11 protein-coding genes are annotated in these 16,204 nt (G+C 52.6%); 8 read left to right on the forward strand and 3 right to left on the reverse strand.

Going from position 1 to position 16,204, the window contains the following annotated elements; all coding sequences use genetic code 11:
- The first annotated feature begins 18 nt into the window (after positions 1-18).
- Positions 19-912, forward strand: a complete 894-nt coding sequence (locus tag OGY67_RS19950) for a YcbJ family phosphotransferase (protein WP_003831934.1) — start codon at positions 19-21, stop codon at positions 910-912.
- Between the two features lie 93 nt (positions 913-1,005).
- Here OGY67_RS19950 and elyC read toward each other — a convergent pair whose 3' ends face one another.
- The gene (gene elyC, locus OGY67_RS19955; protein WP_286574432.1) at positions 1,006-1,770 is read right to left on the reverse strand and encodes an envelope biogenesis factor ElyC; all 765 of its coding nucleotides are present in this window, start codon (positions 1,768-1,770) and stop codon (positions 1,006-1,008) included.
- A 135-nt stretch (positions 1,771-1,905) separates the two neighbouring features.
- On the opposite strand from elyC, the gene cmoM reads away from it, so the two are divergent.
- From cmoM to OGY67_RS19990, 7 genes are all read left to right on the forward strand, one after another.
- Positions 1,906-2,709: a tRNA uridine 5-oxyacetic acid(34) methyltransferase CmoM gene (gene cmoM, locus OGY67_RS19960; protein ID WP_003035803.1), complete on the forward strand. Its 804-nt coding sequence runs from the start codon at positions 1,906-1,908 to the stop codon at positions 2,707-2,709.
- Positions 2,702-4,024 carry a chromosome partition protein MukF gene (gene mukF / locus OGY67_RS19965; protein WP_003831939.1) on the forward strand — a complete coding sequence of 441 codons (1,323 nt, stop codon included), beginning with the start codon at positions 2,702-2,704 and terminating at the stop codon, positions 4,022-4,024. The genes cmoM and mukF overlap by 8 nt, the downstream gene beginning before the upstream one ends.
- Positions 4,005-4,709: a chromosome partition protein MukE gene (gene mukE / locus OGY67_RS19970; RefSeq protein WP_003035809.1), complete on the forward strand. Its 705-nt coding sequence runs from the start codon at positions 4,005-4,007 to the stop codon at positions 4,707-4,709. The genes mukF and mukE overlap by 20 nt, the downstream gene beginning before the upstream one ends.
- A complete protein-coding gene (gene mukB / locus OGY67_RS19975; protein WP_079936780.1) occupies positions 4,709-9,169 on the forward strand; it encodes a chromosome partition protein MukB in 4,461 nt (1,486 codons plus the stop codon). Before mukE ends, mukB begins: the two co-directional genes overlap by 1 nt.
- A 980-nt stretch (positions 9,170-10,149) precedes the next feature.
- Positions 10,150-11,901 (forward strand): L,D-transpeptidase, encoded by a 1,752-nt coding sequence (gene ldtD / locus OGY67_RS19980; RefSeq protein ID WP_191238687.1) that lies wholly within the window; start codon positions 10,150-10,152, stop codon positions 11,899-11,901.
- 177 nt (positions 11,902-12,078) lie between these two features.
- The gene (mepK, locus tag OGY67_RS19985; protein WP_003831948.1) at positions 12,079-12,627 is read left to right on the forward strand and encodes a peptidoglycan L,D-endopeptidase MepK; all 549 of its coding nucleotides are present in this window, start codon (positions 12,079-12,081) and stop codon (positions 12,625-12,627) included.
- A 28-nt stretch (positions 12,628-12,655) separates the two neighbouring features.
- The gene (locus OGY67_RS19990; protein ID WP_003831949.1) at positions 12,656-13,303 is read left to right on the forward strand and encodes an MBL fold metallo-hydrolase; all 648 of its coding nucleotides are present in this window, start codon (positions 12,656-12,658) and stop codon (positions 13,301-13,303) included.
- 52 nt (positions 13,304-13,355) lie between these two features.
- Here OGY67_RS19990 and aspC read toward each other — a convergent pair whose 3' ends face one another.
- Entirely contained in the window at positions 13,356-14,546 is a 1,191-nt protein-coding gene (gene aspC, locus OGY67_RS19995) for an aspartate transaminase (protein WP_048235707.1), read from the reverse strand.
- Between the two features lie 183 nt (positions 14,547-14,729).
- Positions 14,730-15,806 carry a porin OmpF gene (gene ompF / locus OGY67_RS20000; protein WP_048235705.1) on the reverse strand — a complete coding sequence of 359 codons (1,077 nt, stop codon included), beginning with the start codon at positions 15,804-15,806 and terminating at the stop codon, positions 14,730-14,732.
- Positions 15,807-16,204: the final 398 nt, after the last annotated feature.

The raw sequence follows: 16,204 nt of genomic DNA on the forward strand, positions 1-16,204 counted from the left end.
TTATGAGGGCAATCTGAAATGGAACAGTTGCGTGCCGAACTCAGCCACCTGCTGGGCGAAAAACTCAGTCGCATAGAATGCGTGAATGAAAAAGTGGATACGGCCCTGTGGTCACTGTACGACAGCCAGGGAAATCCGATGCCGCTGATGGCGAGAAGTTTCACCACGCCAGGTATGGCGCAGCAGCTGGCATGGAAAACCTCCATGTTGGCGCGCAGTGGTACGGTGCGAATGCCCGTCATTTACGGGGTCTTAACCCACGAAGAGCATCCCGGTCCCGATGTGCTACTGCTTGAGCGTTTACGCGGTGTGCCGGTGGAAGCGCCAGCCCGAACGCCCGAACGCTGGGAACATTTAAAAGATCAGATCGTAGAAGGTCTGCTGTCATGGCATCGGCAGGATAGCCGTGGCTGCGTGGGAATGGTGGATAACACGCAAGAGAATATCTGGCCATCCTGGTATCGTCAGCGTGTTGAAGTGTTGTGGACCACGTTAAATCAGTTCAACAATACCGGGCTGACGATGCAGGATAAGCGGATCCTGTTTCGTACCCGTGAGTGTTTGCCCGCTTTATTTGAAGGATTCAATGATAACTGCGTGCTGATCCACGGTAATTTTAGTTTACGTAGCATGCTCAAAGACGCCCGTAGCGATCAGCTTCTGGCGATGGTCGGACCGGGATTGATGCTGTGGGCGCCCAGAGAGTATGAATTGTTCCGTTTAATGGATAATGCGCTGGCGGAAAGTCTGCTTTGGCAATACCTGCAACGCGCGCCCGTGGCGGAGTCCTTCATCTGGCGGCGCTGGCTGTATGTGTTATGGGATGAGGTGGCGCAACTGGTCAACACCGGACGTTTTAACCGCTCCAACTTTGACCTGGCCACGAAATCACTGCTGCCGTGGCTCGCCTGATGAACATGTGAACGCCTTATCCGGCCTACAATTCTGCGCTGAACACGTAGGCCTGATAAGACGCGTTAGTGTCGCCATCAGGCAACATTCCTGTCAATGTTCCGATCCCTTTAGCCACTGCCAGATTCGCCCCAACGTTTCGTAACCAACACGATCGCTATGCATCAACCAGACGGGAGAGGGGATCGCGCGCTCCCACGGATTAAGCGGTGAATCAATCGCTAACTGGTTGGCTGGCGCGGGCAACGGATGTAGTCCGGCCTGTTGGAAGAAAATCATTGCTCGCGGTAAGTGCGATGCGGAGGTCACCAGCAAGAACGGCGCGCTGCCGATGGCCTGCTTAACCGCTGTTGCTTCTTCTTCGGTGTCTTTAGGTTTATCCAGCGTGATGATATCACCGGGCGGCACACCCAGTGACTGCGCTACGCGGGCGCCCGCTTCTGCAGTACTGACGTTATTGCTCTTTGCCGCAGCGCCGGTAAAGATAAGCTTCGATCCCGGGTTAGCACGCCAGAGGCGAATACCTTCATTCAGACGCGGAAGACTGTTGCTGATCAGGTTTGAACTCGGCGCCCACTGTGGATTCCAGGTATACCCTCCGCCCAGCACCACAATGTATTCCACTTTTTGTGTATCCTGCCAGGTTGGATAGCTATCCTCAATCGGTTTCAGCAGACTGTCGGCGACGGGCTGCAAGCTTAGAAGTAACAGTGCCAGCCAACTCAGGCTAATGCACACTTTCCCTGTTTTTTGAAAGCGGCTAAACCAGAGCAGCGCCAGGCCTATGCCCATGATAATGAGCATTAGCGGAAGTGGCAGCATCATACCGCCAATCACTTTCTTCAGCGTAAAAAACATCCTTTTTGGTTCCTTTTTTAACCATACAGCAGGGGATCAGCAGGGATATTACACCAGGAAGGTTCATTCTCGGCGTGGGTGTGACAAAATAGCGGTTTTACTTAGTCACCCTAAAGCCAGCATGTGGAGAGCCCGATGCGGGATCGCAATTTTGATGACATTGCAGAGAAGTTTTCCCGTAACATTTACGGCACCACCAAAGGTCAGCTTCGTCAGACGATCCTCTGGCAGGATCTGGACAAACTTCTTGCCGACTACGCGGGCCAAACGTTGCGTGTGCTTGATGCGGGTGGCGGAGAAGGGCAGACAGCCATTCTGATGGCGCAGCGGGGCCATCACGTCACCTTGTGCGATCTTTCTGCTGAGATGGTGGCGCGAGCGCAACGGGCGGCAGAAGAGCAAGGTGTGAGCGACAACATGCATTTTATACATTGTGCCGCTCAGGACATCCCACAGCATTTGGATTCTCAGGTTGATCTGATATTGTTTCATGCTGTGCTGGAATGGGTGGCCGATCCGCAAGCCGTCTTAAAAACATTGTGGTCGATGTTACGCCCGGGCGGTGCTTTATCGCTGATGTTCTACAATGCAAACGGTCTGTTGATGCGTAATGTGTTGGTCGGTAATTTCGGCTATGTACAGCAGGGAATGTATAAAAAGAAACGGCGCACGTTGTCTCCCGATTTTCCGCGCGACCCTCAGCAGGTCTATGGCTGGCTGGAGGAGATTGGCTGGGAGATAACCGGTAAAACGGGCGTGAGGGTGTTTCATGATTATCTGCGTGATAAACAAAAACAGCATGACTGTTTTGATGCTTTAACAGAAATAGAAACACGTTATTGCCGCCAGGAACCGTATATCAGCCTTGGGCGCTATATTCATGTCACCGCGATTAAACGTCCGGCCCGAGCCGCAGATGCAAGGATAACCTATGAGTGAATTTTCCCAGACAGTCCCCGAACTGGTTGCCTGGGCCAGAAAAAATGACTTCTCCATCTCTCTGCCGGTAGACAGACTTTCGTTCCTGCTGGCTGTTGCCACACTAAACGGTGAGCGACTTGACGGTGAGATGAGTGAAGGTGAACTGGTGGATGCGTTCCGCCATGTGAGTGATGCGTTTGAGCAAACCAGCGAAACCATCGGCGTCCGCGCCAACAACGCGATCAACGATATGGTGCGTCAACGTCTGCTGAACCGCTTTACCAGCGAGCAGGCTGAAGGCAACGCCATTTACCGTTTAACGCCGCTCGGGATTGGCATCACAGATTACTATATTCGTCAGCGCGAATTCTCTACGCTGCGTCTTTCTATGCAGCTGTCAATTGTGGCAGGCGAACTGAAGCGCGCGGCGGATGCGGCAGCGGAAGGTGGTGATGAGTTCCACTGGCATCGCAACGTCTATGCGCCATTGAAATACTCGGTGGCGGAGATTTTCGACAGTATCGATCTGACCCAGCGCATCATGGATGAACAGCAGCAGCAGGTAAAAGACGACATCGCACAGTTGCTAAACAAAGACTGGCGGGCGGCGATTTCCAGCTGTGAAATGCTGCTGTCTGAAACATCTGGTACGCTGCGTGAGCTGCAAGATACGCTGGAAGCGGCAGGGGATAAGCTGCAGGCTAACCTGTTACGCATCCAGGACGCCACGATGACGCATGACGATTTGCATTTTGTCGATCGGCTGGTGTTTGATTTACAAAGCAAGCTCGACCGCATTATTAGCTGGGGCCAGCAGTCCATTGACTTGTGGATCGGCTACGATCGTCACGTGCATAAATTTATCCGTACCGCGATCGACATGGATAAAAACCGCGTCTTCGCCCAGCGTCTGCGTCAGTCCGTGCAGACCTACTTTGACGACCCATGGGCGCTGACCTATGCCAACGCCGATCGTCTGCTGGATATGCGTGACGAGGAGATGGTGCTGCGTGACGAAGAGGTCACCGGTGAACTTCCGGAAGACCTGGAATATGAAGAATTTAACGAGATCCGTGAGCAGCTGGCGGCGATCATCGAAGAACAGCTGGCTATCTACAAATCCAGACAAACACCACTGGATCTCGGCTTGGTAGTGCGCGAGTATCTGGCGCAATACCCACGTGCGCGTCATTTCGACGTCGCGCGTATTGTTATCGATCAGGCGGTACGCCTTGGCGTAGCGCAAGCAGACTTCACCGGACTGCCAGCCAAATGGCAGCCGATTAATGATTACGGAGCCAAGGTACAGGCGCATGTCATTGACAAATATTGAACAAGTGATGCCGGTAAAGCTGGCGCAGGCGCTGGCGAATCCGTTATTTCCGGCACTGGATAGTGCCTTACGTTCGGGCCGCCATATCGGTCTGGATGAACTGGATAATCATGCCTTCCTGATGGATTTTCAGGAATATTTTGAAGAGTTTTACAGCCGCTATAACGTGGAATTGATCCGTGCGCCGGAAGGGTTCTTCTACCTTCGTCCGCGTTCAACGACGCTCATTCCGCGTTCGGTCCTGTCTGAACTGGACATGATGGTGGGTAAAATTCTTTGCTATCTCTATCTCAGCCCGGAACGCCTGGCGAACGAAGGGATTTTTACCCAGCAAGAGCTGTACGACGAGCTGCTAACGCTGGCAGATGAAGCGAAGTTACTGAAGCTGGTGAACAACCGTTCAACCGGTTCTGACGTTGACCGCCAGAAGCTACAGGAAAAAGTGCGTTCTTCGCTCAACCGCTTGCGCCGCTTAGGCATGGTGTGGTTTCTGGGCCACGACAGCAGCAAATTCCGTATTACGGAATCTGTCTTCCGCTTTGGTGCGGATGTGCGTAGCGGTGACGATCCGCGTGAAGCACAGCGTCGCTTAATTCGTGATGGTGAAGCGATGGCGGTCGAGAACCGTCTGCAGCTCAACGATGAGCCCGAAGAGAATCAGCCGGACAGTGGAGAAGAAGAATAATGATTGAACGCGGTAAATTTCGCTCACTTACGCTGATTAACTGGAATGGTTTTTTTGCCCGTACGTTTGATCTCGATGAGCTGGTCACCACGCTGTCCGGTGGTAACGGTGCGGGTAAATCCACCACCATGGCGGCATTTGTTACGGCGCTCATTCCGGACTTAACCCTGCTGCATTTCCGTAACACCACCGAAGCCGGTGCAACCAGCGGTTCACGTGATAAAGGCCTGCACGGTAAGCTGAAAGCAGGGGTTTGTTATTCAATGCTCGACGTCCTCAACTCGCGTCATCAGCGCGTGGTCGTGGGGGTGCGTCTGCAACAGGTTGCTGGTCGCGATCGCAAAGTGGATATCAAACCGTTTGCCATTCAGGGGCTGCCGATGTCGGTACAGCCAACCCAACTGGTGACGGAAACGCTGAACGAACGCCAGGCGCGCGTACTGTCTCTACCTGAGCTGAAAGAGAAGCTTGATGAGATGGAAGGCGTGCAGTTTAAGCAGTTCAACTCAATAACCGATTATCACTCATTGATGTTCGATCTGGGCATCATTGCCCGTCGTCTGCGCTCTGCGTCCGATCGTAGTAAATTCTACCGTCTGATTGAAGCCTCGCTGTACGGCGGGATCTCCAGCGCCATTACCCGTTCACTGCGTGACTACCTGCTGCCGGAAAACAGCGGCGTACGTAAAGCGTTCCAGGATATGGAAGCCGCGCTGCGTGAAAACCGTATGACGCTGGAAGCGATTCGCGTAACGCAGTCTGACCGCGACCTGTTTAAGCATTTAATCAGTGAAGCGACCAACTATGTGGCCGCAGATTATATGCGCCACGCCAATGAACGTCGTATCCATCTGGATAAAGCACTGGAATATCGTCGTGAACTGTATACCTCTCGCAAGCAGCTGGCGGCAGAGCAGTACAAACACGTGGATATGGCGCGTGAACTGGGTGAGCACAACGGTGCGGAAGGCGATCTGGAAGCTGATTACCAGGCCGCGAGCGATCACCTGAATCTGGTGCAAACCGCGCTGCGTCAGCAGGAAAAAATTGAACGCTACGAGGCGGATCTCGAAGAATTGCAGGTCCGTCTTGAAGAACAAAACGAGGTGGTCGCGGAAGCCGTTGACCGCCAGGATGAAAACGAAGCCCGCGCAGAAGCCGCTGAGCTGGAAGTGGATGAGCTGAAAAGCCAGCTTGCCGATTACCAGCAAGCGCTGGACGTCCAGCAAACGCGAGCCATCCAGTATACCCAGGCGATCCAGGCCCTAAACCGGGCGAAAGAGCTCTGCCACTTACCGGACCTGACAGCCGACAGCGCCGCCGAATGGCTGGAGACTTTCCAGGCCAAAGAGCAGGAAGCCACTGAAAAGCTGCTGACGTTAGAACAAAAAATGAGCGTGGCGCAAACCGCGCATAGCCAGTTTGAACAGGCTTATCAGCTGGTGGCGGCTATCAACGGCCCGCTGGCGCGCGGTGAAGCCTGGAGCGTGGCGCGTGAACTGCTGCGCGAAGGCGTGGAACAGCGCCACCTGGCAGAACAGGTTCAGCCGTTGCGTATGCGACTGAGCGAACTGGAGCAGCGTCTGCGCGAACAGCAGGATGCCGAGCGTCTGCTGGCCGAATTCTGCAAGCGTCAGGGTAAACAGTTCGATATCGATGAGCTGGAAGCGCTGCACCAGGAGCTGGAAGCACGCATCGCCGCCTTGTCGGACAGCGTCTCGTCTGCCAGCGAACAGCGTATGACGCTGCGTCAGGAGCAGGAACAGCTGCAATCCCGTATTCAGCATTTGATGAAGCGGGCACCTGTCTGGCTGGCTGCGCAAAATAGCCTGAATCAGCTTAGCGAGCAGTGTGGTGAAGAGTTTACCTCCAGCCAGGACGTGACCGAGTATCTGCAACAATTGCTGGAGCGCGAGCGTGAGGCCATTGTTGAGCGTGATGAAGTCGGCGCACGTAAAAATGCAGTTGATGAAGAGATTGAACGTTTAAGTCAGCCGGGCGGGGCGGAAGATCAGCGTCTGAACGCGCTGGCTGAACGCTTTGGCGGCGTACTGCTGTCAGAAATTTATGATGACGTTAGCCTTGAAGATGCACCGTACTTCTCTGCGCTATACGGTCCTTCGCGTCATGCCATTGTGGTACCGGATCTGTCGCTGATTACCGAACAGCTTGAAGGGCTGACGGATTGCCCGGAAGATCTCTATTTCATCGAAGGGGATCCGCAGTCGTTTGATGACAGCGTCTTCAGCGTTGATGAACTGGAAAATGCGGTGGTGGTGAAAACTGCCGAGCGTCAGTGGCGTTATTCTCGCTTCCCGACGGTGCCTATTTTTGGGCGTGCAGCACGTGAAAGCCGTATCGAAACCCTGCATGCCGAGCGTGAAGGGCTGTCTGAACGTTTCGCCACGCTCTCCTTTGACGTCCAGAAAACCCAACGTCTGCATCAGGCGTTCAGTCGCTTTATCGGCAGCCATCTGTCGGTGGCGTTTGAAGCCGATCCAGAAGCGGAAATTCGCCAACTGAATAGCCGTCGCGTTGAACTGGAACGTGCGCTGACCAATCATGAAAATGATAACCAGCAAAGCCGTATGCAGTTTGAACAGGCGAAAGAGGGCGTCTCTGCGCTGAACCGCCTGCTGCCGCGCTTGAATCTGCTGGCAGATGATACGCTAGCCGATCGCGTAGACGAAATTCGCGAGCGTCTGGATGAAGCTCAGGAAGCCGCGCGTTTTGTACAGCAACATGGCAATCAGTTGGCGAAACTGGAACCTATCGTTTCGGTTCTGCAAAATGACCCTGAGCAGTTTGAACAGCTGAAGGAAGACTATGCGTATTCCCAGCAGATGCAGCGCGATGCGCGTCAGCAGGCTTTTGCGCTGACCGAAGTTGTACAGCGTCGGGCGCACTTTAGTTATTCCGACTCAGCCGAAATGCTGAGCGGCAATAGCGATCTGAACGAAAAATTGCGTGAACGCCTGGAACAGGCGGAAGCCGAACGTACCCGCGCTCGCGAAGCGCTGCGCAGCCACGCCGCACAGTTAAGCCAGTACAACCAGGTCATGGCATCGCTGAAAAGCTCTTATGACACCAAAAAAGAGCTGCTGAACGATTTACAACGTGAACTGCAGGATATTGGCGTTCGTGCGGACAGCGGTGCCGAAGAGCGCGCGCGTATCCGTCGTGACGAACTGCATGCACAACTCAGCAACAACCGTGCACGCCGCAACCAACTTGAGAAAGCACTGACCTTCTGCGAAGCGGAGATGGAAAACCTGACCCGCAGACTGCGCAAGCTGGAACGTGATTATCATGAAATGCGCGAGCAGGTAGTCACCGCCAAAGCCGGCTGGTGTGCAGTCATGCGGATGGTGAAAGATAACGGTGTGGAACGGCGTCTGCACCGTCGCGAGTTGGCCTATCTTTCCGGTGACGAACTGCGTTCGATGTCGGATAAGGCGCTCGGTGCGCTACGTCTGGCGGTTGCAGATAACGAGCACCTGCGCGATGTGTTGCGTCTGTCTGAAGATCCAAAACGTCCAGAGCGCAAAATTCAGTTCTTCGTCGCGGTTTACCAGCATCTGCGTGAACGTATTCGCCAGGATATTATTCGTACCGATGATCCGGTTGAAGCCATTGAACAGATGGAGATTGAGCTGAGCCGTCTGACGGAAGAGTTAACCTCACGCGAACAGAAGCTGGCGATCAGCTCACGCAGCGTGGCGAACATTATTCGTAAGACCATTCAGCGTGAACAGAACCGTATTCGCATGCTGAACCAGGGGCTGCAAAGCGTGTCGTTTGGCCAGGTCAACAGCGTTCGCCTGAACGTCAATGTGCGTGAAACACATGCTACCTTGCTGGACGTACTTTCAGAGCAGCATGAACAGCATCAGGATCTGTTTAACAGCAATCGCCTGACCTTCTCAGAAGCGCTGGCGAAGCTGTATCAGCGTCTGAATCCGCAGATAGACATGGGGCAACGCACGCCACAAACCATTGGTGAAGAGCTGCTGGATTACCGTAACTATCTGGAAATGGAAGTTGAGGTTAACCGTGGCTCTGACGGCTGGCTGCGTGCTGAGTCTGGTGCGTTGTCAACGGGTGAAGCGATCGGGACCGGGATGTCTATTCTGGTGATGGTGGTGCAAAGCTGGGAAGATGAAGGCCGCAGATTGCGCGGGAAAGATATATCTCCTTGCCGCCTGCTGTTCCTTGATGAAGCTGCACGACTCGATGCGCGTTCTATTGCGACCTTGTTTGAGCTGTGTGAGCGTTTGCAGATGCAGCTGATTATCGCTGCGCCGGAAAACATCAGCCCAGAGAAAGGCACCACCTACAAACTGGTGCGTAAAGTCTTCCAGAACACCGAACACGTTCACGTGGTGGGGCTGCGCGGATTTGCGCCTCAGTTACCGGAACCACTGCCGGGGACTGAAGATGCCTCCTCGCAGGCAAGCTAAGCAAAAAGGCGGCTACATGGCTAATGCTCATCAGTTAAGCATGTATGATGAACATGTGATTCTTGCTCAGGGTTCCGTTCACCTCAGTGGTGTCATTTCTCTGAAGCGCAGATACCTGTGAACGTGCAAGGGAGGCTCACCGCCACCTCCCTTGCAACCCAGGCTCCCGGCGGGAAAATCGTCGCTGCGCGAGTTATTCGTCTTATGCCGTCTGCCTGTCGGGTCGGGGCCGAGCCTGCATCCATGCAGGCCATCCCCTCTGCCCGCATCCCTGCGGGCAGTCCCGGGCAGACGTCAACGCCTCATCGATTTTCAGCCGGACAGGGGTCATCGCTTCAATGCCCTGACTTTCAGTAAAAGCTGTTTTGCTGTTTAAACAAAAACGCAGATGGTCAGGTGTGGGCTGGTCCGGCTGAAAATTGCCGACGTGTTTCCGTAAGGCCGGGAGAGCCAGCATGGATGCTGGCTCAGGGCGCGCTTTGCAGGGACGCTTCCTCGCGCCCGGCCCGGTAGCCAGGAGGAATAAGCGGAGGGTATTGCGTAGCAACAATTTTCCCGCCGGGAGCCGGGATTGTAAAGGGCGTGGCGGAGAACGCCCTTTACACGTTCACGGGAATCCGTGTTTCAGAGAAACAATGAGCATGAGGTGAACGGAACTCTATTTCCGAGATAGCATGTTCTTTACCTCCGCCAGTTTACTGAAACTGAGGCGCTAACTGACTGGCATTACGGCTACATGGCCGCCTTATTTTTTTCCGAAAAGACTTCATGCCTGGTGTAATTTCTTTAGACTTCTTTACATTAGGTTAGGCAAAAAGTTTTTGATGTTTATATACTAAAGGTGAGCCTAACGCATCACAGGCTTGCTCGTCATACTTCAGTTTGTATTGGCGTTTTACAGGTCCGACCCTCGTCAGAATAAAGAGGAATACAGACGGCCTGGCTATTCAGAGTATGATAAAGAAAACAGGGGGCAAGGGATGTTGCTTAATAAAATGTGTGGTCGTCGGCTATCGGCAATCAGTTTGTGCCTGGCCGTAACATTCGCTCCACTGTTCAATGCTCAGGCCGATGAGCCTGAAATGATCCCTGGCGATAGCTCTGCGACCGTCAGTGAACAGCCAACAGCGTTATCGCAGCCGCAGGTTCAATCTTCTGCGACGGCCATCATGGCGGGTATTCAACCGCTGCCAGAAGGCGTGTCTGTCGATAAAGCCCGCGCCGAAATACACTCTCAGCTGCCAGCAGGTTATACGCCGGTTTACATGAGCCAGCTGGAACTGCTGTATGCCGCACGCGAAATGAAGCCGATGTGGGAAAATCGTGATGCGGTAAAGGCATTTCAGCAACAGTTAGCCGAGGTCGCAATTGCCGGCTTTCAGCCGCAGTTCACTACCTGGGTTGCACTTCTGACTGACCCGGCAGTAACCGGTCAGGCGAGAGACATCGTGCTCTCTGATGCGATGATGGGGTATCTGCACTTTATCGCTAACATCCCTGTCAAAGGTAATCGCTGGCTTTACAGCGATAAGCCCTATGCGCTAACGACGCCGCCGATTTCCGTCATCAACCAGTGGCAGGTCGCACTGGATAACGGTCAACTGACTTCATTTGTGGCCAGCCTTGCGCCTCAACATCCGCAGTATGCAGCCATGCATGAATCACTGCTCAAGCTGGTGGGCGATACACGTCCCTGGCCACAGCTCACCAGTACAGCAACGCTGCGTCCGGGGGAGTGGAGTAATGACATCCCCGCGCTACGTGAAATTTTGCGTCGAACCGGGATGCTGGAGCCTGCCGTCAGTACGTCTGGCAAAGAAGGGCGTGGTACCTACGATCGTGAATTGGTTGATGCGGTAAAGCGTTTTCAGACGTGGCAGGGACTTGGCGCAGATGGCGCGATTGGCCCTGCGACGCGTGACTGGCTGAACGTGACGCCTGCTCAGCGTGCGGGCGTGCTGGCGTTAAATATTCAGCGCTTGCGCCTGCTGCCGAGTGAGCTGTCTACCGGTATCATGGTGAACATTCCTGCCTATTCGCTGGTTTATTATCAGAATGGCAATCAGGTGCTGGCCTCGCGCGTTATTGTCGGGCGTCCCGATCGTAAAACGCCGATGATGAGCAGTGCGCTAAATAACGTGGTCGTTAACCCACCGTGGAACGTTCCGCCGACGCTGGCACGTAAAGATATTCTGCCTAAGTTATGGAATGATCCGGGATATCTTGAACGTCACGGCTATACCGTAATGCGCGGCTGGAACAGTAAAGAGACGATAGATCCGTGGCAGGTTGACTGGGCGACCATCACTGCGTCCAATCTGCCGTTCCGCTTTCAGCAGGCTCCGGGTGCACGTAACTCGCTCGGACGCTATAAATTCAATATGCCGAGTTCGGACGCTATTTATCTGCACGATACGCCGAACCACAATCTGTTCCAGAAAGATACGCGGGCGTTAAGCTCCGGATGCGTGCGTGTGAACAAGGCATCTGAGCTGGCGAATATGCTGCTACAGGACGCGGGTTGGAATGATTCACGCATCTCGGATGCCCTGAAGCAAGGGGATACGCGGTATGTGAATATTCGCCAGAATATTCCGGTCAACCTCTACTATCTGACCGCATTTGTCGGCCCTGATGGGCGCACGCAGTATCGTACAGATATTTACAATTACGATCTGACAGCGCGATCCAGCGCACAAATTGTGTCAAAAGCCGAGCAATTAATCAGATAAATGAAGCAGTTCGAGGAAAATGATTGTCGTAAGTTATGCTGGAAACGGGGCAAAATGGCTGTGAGCCCCGTATTTCCTGGGGTTGGGAGCCTTGACGTGGACTACTTAGCCAGATAAGGTTTCCCGCGTGCGCTAGAGCATACATACGATAACATTGACCTTGTAGACCTTAATACCATGGACAAATTTGACGCTAATCGCCGCAAACTGCTGGCGCTTGGTGGTATTGCCCTCGGCGCTGCCATCTTGCCTACGCCTGCATTTGCAACACTCTCTACCCCACGTCCGCGTATATTGACTCTGAATAACCTGCATACCGGTGAGTCAATAAAAGCAGAGTTTTTTGATGGCAGGGGCTATATTCAGGACGAATTAGCAAAACTTAACCACTTTTTCCGTGATTTTCGGGCCAATAAAGTGAAATCCATTGACCCGGGACTGTTTGATCAACTCTTCCGTCTGCAGGGCCTGCTGGGCACGCGTAAACCCGTACAGCTGATCTCAGGCTATCGCTCTATCGATACCAATAATGAACTCCGTGCACGTAGCCGTGGTGTGGCCAAGAAAAGCTACCACACTAAAGGTCAGGCCATGGATTTCCATATTGAAGGCATTGCATTAAGTAATATTCGCAAAGCTGCGTTATCTATGCGCGCAGGTGGTGTAGGATACTACCCCAGCAGTAACTTTGTGCATATTGACACCGGCCCTGCACGGCACTGGTGATCCATAAGCTTAATGAAACAGGAGCTGTATGAACTATCGTATTATTCCGGTCACTGCCTTCGCCCAGAACTGCTCGCTAATCTGGTGTGAGCAGACTCGTCTGGCCGCGCTGGTCGATCCCGGCGGCGATGCCGAGAAAATCAAACAGGAAGTGGATGCCAGCGGTCTGACGCTAATGCAGATCCTGCTTACTCACGGTCATCTTGACCATGTTGGAGCGGCGGCTGAACTGGCACAGCATTATGGTGTACCGGTTATTGGCCCGGAAAAAGAAGATGAGTTCTGGTTACAGGGACTCCCTGCTCAGAGCCGCATGTTTGGCTTGGGAGATTGTGAGCCGCTGACGCCCGATCGCTGGTTGAATGAAGGTGACCGGATAAGCGTTGGCAACGTGACGTTACAGGTTCTGCATTGTCCGGGTCATACACCGGGACATGTGGTCTTCTTTGATGAGCAATCAAAATTACTGATTTCTGGTGATGTGATTTTCAAAGGCGGCGTAGGGCGCAGCGATTTCCCGCGCGGAGATCATAGCCAACTGATCGATTCGATTAAACGTAAACTTTTGCCGTTGGGCGATGATGTGACGTTTATTCCGGGTCATGGACCACTTTCTACGCTGGGTAACGAACGGCTACATAACCCGTTCCTGCAGGATGAAATGCCTGTCTGGTAATATCTCAGATAAACAAAAGGCCGCTATTGCGGCCTTTTTTGTGCGCGATAGATTACAGTACTGCGACAATCGCTTCGCACAGCGGCGCCATATTATCTGGCGTCATTCCTGCCACGTTTACGCGTCCGGAAGCGACGGCATAGACGCCAAACTCTTCACGCAGACGCAGAACCTGCTCTTTGGTCAGGCCGCTAAACGAGAACATGCCGTTCTGTTTGATGATAAAGCTGAAGTCGCGGTTTGCACCTTTCTCTTGCAACGTATTCACAAACAGTAAACGCATGCGCTGAATGCGCTGGCGCATATCAGTCAGTTCCTGTTCCCAGATAGCACGCAGCGCGTCGTTGCTCAGAATCGTGGCCACTACGGATGCACCGTGTGCTGGTGGGTTGGAATAGTTAGCGCGAATGGCTGATTTCATCTGGCTGAACGCACGGTCAACGGTTTCAGTATCGGCAGCAACCAGCGTACAGGCGCCTACACGCTCATTGTACAGTCCAAAGTTCTTGGAGTAGGAGCTGGCAACGATCAGCTCTTTGTGCAGAGCCGCAAATGCGCGCAGACCTTCTGCATCTTCTTCCAGGCCACGGGCAAAACCCTGGTATGCGAAGTCGAACAGCGGTAACCAACCTTTTTCGACAGACATCTGAGCCAGCGTTTGCCACTGTTCCAGCGTAGGATCGATGCCGGTAGGGTTATGGCAGCAGCCGTGGAATAGCACCACGTCGCCAGCCTGCGCTTCGCTGAGGCTTGCCAGCAGCGCATCAAAATCTAACGAGTGGTTTGCTGCATCGTAATAGTTGTATTCACAAACTTCCAGGCCTGCAGAGTTAAAGACGCTCTTATGGTTCGGCCAGCTTGGATTGCTCACCCATACGCGTTTAGCCGACGTATTTTTTGCCAGAAAATCAGCTGCCACACGCAGTGCACCAGTGCCGCCAGGGGTCTGTGCGGTACGTGCACGCTTATCGTTGATCAGCGAACTTTCTTTACCAAACAGTAATTCCTGAGTGCAGCGACCAAACTCTGGAATACCGTCAATGCCAAGGTAATTTTTGGTGGTTTCATTTTCCAGTATATATTGCTCGGCTTTTTTAACGCTGGTCAGCACCGGCGTTTTGCCTGTCTCATCTTTATATACACCGATCCCGAGGTTTATTTTTCCAGGGCGGTCATCGGCACGAAACAAATCAGCCAGACCCAAAATGGGGTCGGCAGGAGCGGCGGTAATGTTCTCAAACATGACGAGGTTCCATAGTGATTACAGAAGGGAAGTCCGCTATCAGGTTAACGGTAGATTTACAAAATGCCAACCGTTACTGACGAAAAGCTGAGGTGTTTTTTTAAGACGCAAGAATTCGCTAGCAGATATAAAAAAACAGGACCGAAGTCCTGTTTTATAGGCATTTAACAAAGAGGTCTGCTATTAGAACTGGTAAACGATACCGACTGCTACGGTGTCGTCAGAGTTCACGCCCAGTTTGTTATCAGAGTCGATCTGGTTGATCTGGTAGTCAACATAGGTGGACATGTTTTTGTTGAAGTAGTAGGTAGCGCCTACTTCAATGTAGTCAACCAGATCTTCGTTACCCACGCCTTCTACGTCTTTCGCTTTAGATTTGTTGTAGGAGAGGGATGGACGCAGACCGAAATCGAACTGGTACTGAGCGACAACAAAGAAATCTTCAGTTTTGTTGGCGAAGCCACTGTTTCCGGCACCTGAGATGCGAGTTGCGTTACGGGTTTCACCGTAGTTCGCTGCCAGGTAGATGTTGTTAGCATCGTATTTAACGCCAGTTGCCCACTGCTCAGCTTTTTTGCCGCCGTTAGCGTAGAAAGAGTTTTCCTGCGCGTTGGTACGGTCAGCTGCACCGTATGCACCGACGATACCGAAGCCATCCATTTCGTAGCTTACAGAACCGCCAACGCCGTCACCGTTAGAACGACCGGTATTGCCATCACGCTCGTTTTTACCCAGATACTGGATACCGAAGTTCAGGCCGTCAACCAGACCGAAGAAGTTAGAGTTACGGTAGGTTGCAACACCACCCACACGGCCAACGAAGAAGTTGTCGCTGTATGCGGTATCACCACCAAATTCTGGCAGCATATCGGTGTAACCCAGTGCATCGTAAACGATACCGTAGTTACGACCGTAGTCGAAAGAGCCCAGATCGGCATATTTCAGACCAGCAAATGCCAGACGGGTTTTGTTGCCGTTCTGAGCGTCGCTGCCGCCTTCAGAGTTATTACCGGCAAAGTTGTATTCCCACTGACCGTAACCGGACAGATCGGAATTAATCTGAGTTTCCCCTTTGAAACCAAGACGGGCATAAGTCTGATCGCCATCGTTGCCAGCGTTATCAGAAAAATAGTGCAGACCTACGGTTTTACCGTATACATCCAGCTTGTTGCCATCTTTGTTATAAACTTCTGCAGCGTTAGCTGCCCCGGCTACCAGCAGAGCAGGGATAACCACTGCCAGAATATTGCGCTTCATCATTATTTATTACCCTCATCGGTTTTTATATGACACCTGCCACTGCCGCCAATAAATTCCGTCAATCAAAATTTACGGAACTATTGATGAGAGTTTGGTGTCTTTATGTGTCTGACAGGCATCTTTCCATTCAAACTACCGTTTCGCTACCGTCAAAGTGCTACAAATATAAAGATTTGGTTTCAAAAAGAAAAAATATGTAACAAGATGTTATTTTTGTGCAACTTTGTGAACAGCGTCAAACTTCGGATGCCCCTGCGCTTAAAATTCTCGTTTTTATTTCTATTTATATGATTTTCTTATGTTTAATTTTGCTAAGGTCGTTTTTTATCCGTTATGCCGGAAAGTTCGGATTTTACAGGTAACGATTTTTGGACGTCTGGAGTGCCGTGCGAGAGGCT

The sequence above is a fragment of the Citrobacter sp. Cpo015 genome, from assembly GCF_030333035.1.
Classification (GTDB): domain Bacteria; phylum Pseudomonadota; class Gammaproteobacteria; order Enterobacterales; family Enterobacteriaceae; genus Citrobacter; species Citrobacter portucalensis.

Coding starts and splice junctions, on each gene's coding strand:
- mepK (WP_003831948.1), top strand. CDS start 12,079: ATGGACAAATTTGACGCTAATCGCCGCAAACTGCTGGCGCTTGGTGGT.
- OGY67_RS19950 (WP_003831934.1), top strand. CDS start 19: ATGGAACAGTTGCGTGCCGAACTCAGCCACCTGCTGGGCGAAAAACTC.
- mukE (WP_003035809.1), top strand. CDS start 4,005: ATGTCATTGACAAATATTGAACAAGTGATGCCGGTAAAGCTGGCGCAG.
- elyC (WP_286574432.1), bottom strand. CDS start 1,770: ATGTTTTTTACGCTGAAGAAAGTGATTGGCGGTATGATGCTGCCACTT.
- aspC (WP_048235707.1), bottom strand. CDS start 14,546: ATGTTTGAGAACATTACCGCCGCTCCTGCCGACCCCATTTTGGGTCTG.
- ldtD (WP_191238687.1), top strand. CDS start 10,150: ATGTTGCTTAATAAAATGTGTGGTCGTCGGCTATCGGCAATCAGTTTG.
- mukF (WP_003831939.1), top strand. CDS start 2,702: ATGAGTGAATTTTCCCAGACAGTCCCCGAACTGGTTGCCTGGGCCAGA.
- ompF (WP_048235705.1), bottom strand. CDS start 15,806: ATGATGAAGCGCAATATTCTGGCAGTGGTTATCCCTGCTCTGCTGGTA.
- OGY67_RS19990 (WP_003831949.1), top strand. CDS start 12,656: ATGAACTATCGTATTATTCCGGTCACTGCCTTCGCCCAGAACTGCTCG.
- cmoM (WP_003035803.1), top strand. CDS start 1,906: ATGCGGGATCGCAATTTTGATGACATTGCAGAGAAGTTTTCCCGTAAC.
- mukB (WP_079936780.1), top strand. CDS start 4,709: ATGATTGAACGCGGTAAATTTCGCTCACTTACGCTGATTAACTGGAAT.